Below are 2,273 nucleotides of genomic sequence, written 5' to 3'. Positions count from 1 at the left end.
GTATTGGACCCTGGACCGTGGAATATGTCGCGATGCGCGCGCTGCGCGACGCCGATGCGTGGCCAGGTACCGACCTGATTCTCTTGCAGGCATTGGTGGCACGCGATCCATCGATGGCCAAGGCCGCCACGTTGCGCGCCCGCGCTGAACACTGGCGGCCGTATCGCGCCTACGCCGCGCTGCATGTCTGGAACGAGATCGCGGATCGCGTCGGAGCGGCGAAGGGCGGATGATTGACTCGATGGACGCCGCTTGGCTAGGCGTTGGGCCGTTCTGGTGGCGGCAAGCCCTTTCAAACCGCTTAGGCGAAAGCCGCCTAAACCCTTATCCAGCAAGGGTTCAAGCACGGCTTACACCGAGATGTTAAAGTGCCCGCTACCCGAAAATCCTTGTTGGGCGCCTTGCTGCTCGCGCCCGACCGCAAACGCCGTCAATGCCAAACTCGAATTCCCCTTCTCCTTCCAACAGCGCGCTCCTGCGGCGCCTGTCCGCGCTGGCCACTGGTCCACATGGTGCGGCGTTGCGGCGCGGCTTGCGCGGTATCGAAAAGGAGAGTCTGCGCGTGAGGAGCGATGGCACGCTCGCCACCACGCCGCATCCGCCTGCGTTTGGCTCGGCGCTGACGCATCCGTTGATCACGACTGATTATTCCGAGGCGCTGGTCGAGTTGATCACGCCCGCCGATCCCGACGTCACAATGACCATGGAACGGCTGGATGAGTTGCATCGCTTTGCTTATGAGCATCTCGGCGACGAATTGCTCTGGAACGAGTCCATGCCGGGCCCTCTTCCTGCCGATCAGGACATTCCGATCGCGTGGTACGGGACCTCGAATATCGGCATGTTGAAGCACGTCTACCGGCGCGGTTTGTCCATGCGATACGGTCGCACGATGCAATGTATTGCCGGTATTCACTTCAACTATTCGCTGGACGAGGACGTGTGGCGCGCGTGGGCCGCGCTCGACAACCGCAGCGCCGAGTCCATGGTCGATTTCCAGTCCGAACGATATTTCGCGCTGATTCGCAACTTTCGCCGCTCGAACTGGCTGCTGATGTATCTGTTTGGCGCGTCGCCCGCACTCAACCGGCAGTTCCTCCGCGACCGCCCGAACACGCTTGAAACCTTCGACGCGAACACGCTTTATCTGCCCTACGCCACCAGCTTGCGGATGAGCGATCTCGGCTACACCAACAATCCGGCGCAGGCTGCGCTGCTGCCGAGTTACGACACGCTCGACGGTTATCTCGAGGTGCTCGCGAAAGCCGTCAGCAAGCCGTATCCGCCGTACCAGGCGATCGGCACGCAGCGCGATGGCGAATGGGTCCAGATCAACACCAACGTACTGCAGATCGAGAACGAGTTCTATTCGACCATTCGGCCAAAGCGCGTCACGGAGCCGGGAGAGCGGCCGTTGCACGCGTTATCGGCGCGGGGAGTGCAGTACATCGAAGTGCGTTGCCTCGACATCGATCCGTTCGAACCGACAGGCATCACGCTGGAAACATCGCGCTTCATGGACGTCTATCTGCTGTATTGCGCACTCGACGACAGTCCGCTGCTGCCGCGTGCGGCCAGTGAAGAGGCCAATGAAAACTTCGCGCGCATCACGACCGAAGGGCGCAAGCCGGGGCTGACGCTGTTACGCGATGGCAGCGAAGTATCCATGCGCGGCTGGGCCGAGGGATTGCTGGATGCCATGGAGCCGGTAGCTCAGGCGCTCGACACACTGCACGGGACCGACGAACACGTGCGGGCCATGGCGACGCAGCGAGCGCGGGTCGCGGATGTATCGCTGACGCCGTCGGCGCGCGTGCTTGCCACCATGCGGGACAAAAAGCAGGGTTTCAATACCTTTGCGCTCACGCTCAGCCAGAAGCATGCGGAGTATTTCCGCAGCCGTCCGCTTGGTGAGGACGCTGAGCGTCAGATGTTGGCGCTATCGGCGGAGTCGCTGGAGAATCAGGCAAGAATAGAACGCGATGAAATCGGCTCCTTTGATGCCCTGGTCGGCACATATCGAGGGTATACGCTGGGCCGCTTGGGCGTTTGAGGCTTGAGGGACCTTGCGTGCAGGGAGGTGGGGCGGGAGTGGATGGGGTTCTGTTCGCGGCGAGTGTGGGGCTAGGATTGAGTCCTTCTACTTGCGTGGTCGTTCTGCTTAAGTCGGATTTTCTTGCTTATTTCTGTTAGCCCCTATCCGGGGCGGGACTTCATTTCTTTTCAAACGCGAAAAGAAACGAAGCAAAGAAACGCGTTCAAACCGCGAATAC

At 60.8% G+C, this 2,273-nt stretch carries 1 protein-coding gene and 1 pseudogene; both read left to right on the top strand.

From position 1 onward, the window contains the following. Positions 1–233: pseudogene (locus tag WCA53_RS33280) on the top strand (DNA-3-methyladenine glycosylase 2 family protein); the annotation flags it as partial. A 200-nt stretch (positions 234–433) separates the two neighbouring features. Then, a complete protein-coding gene (gene gshA / locus WCA53_RS33275) occupies positions 434–2,053 on the top strand; it encodes a glutamate--cysteine ligase (protein WP_423922076.1) in 1,620 nt (539 codons plus the stop codon). Positions 2,054–2,273 lie beyond the last annotated feature (220 nt).

This window comes from Caballeronia sp. (assembly GCF_049581465.1).
Lineage (GTDB): Bacteria > Pseudomonadota > Gammaproteobacteria > Burkholderiales > Burkholderiaceae > Caballeronia.
Note: the sequence above shows the minus strand (reverse complement) of the source record. Positions and strands in the feature narration are given on the sequence as shown.

Excerpts from the sequence above, each read along its gene's own strand:
- gshA (WP_423922076.1), top strand. The coding sequence starts at position 434 with ATGCCAAACTCGAATTCCCCTTCTCCTTCCAACAGCGCGCTCCTGCGG.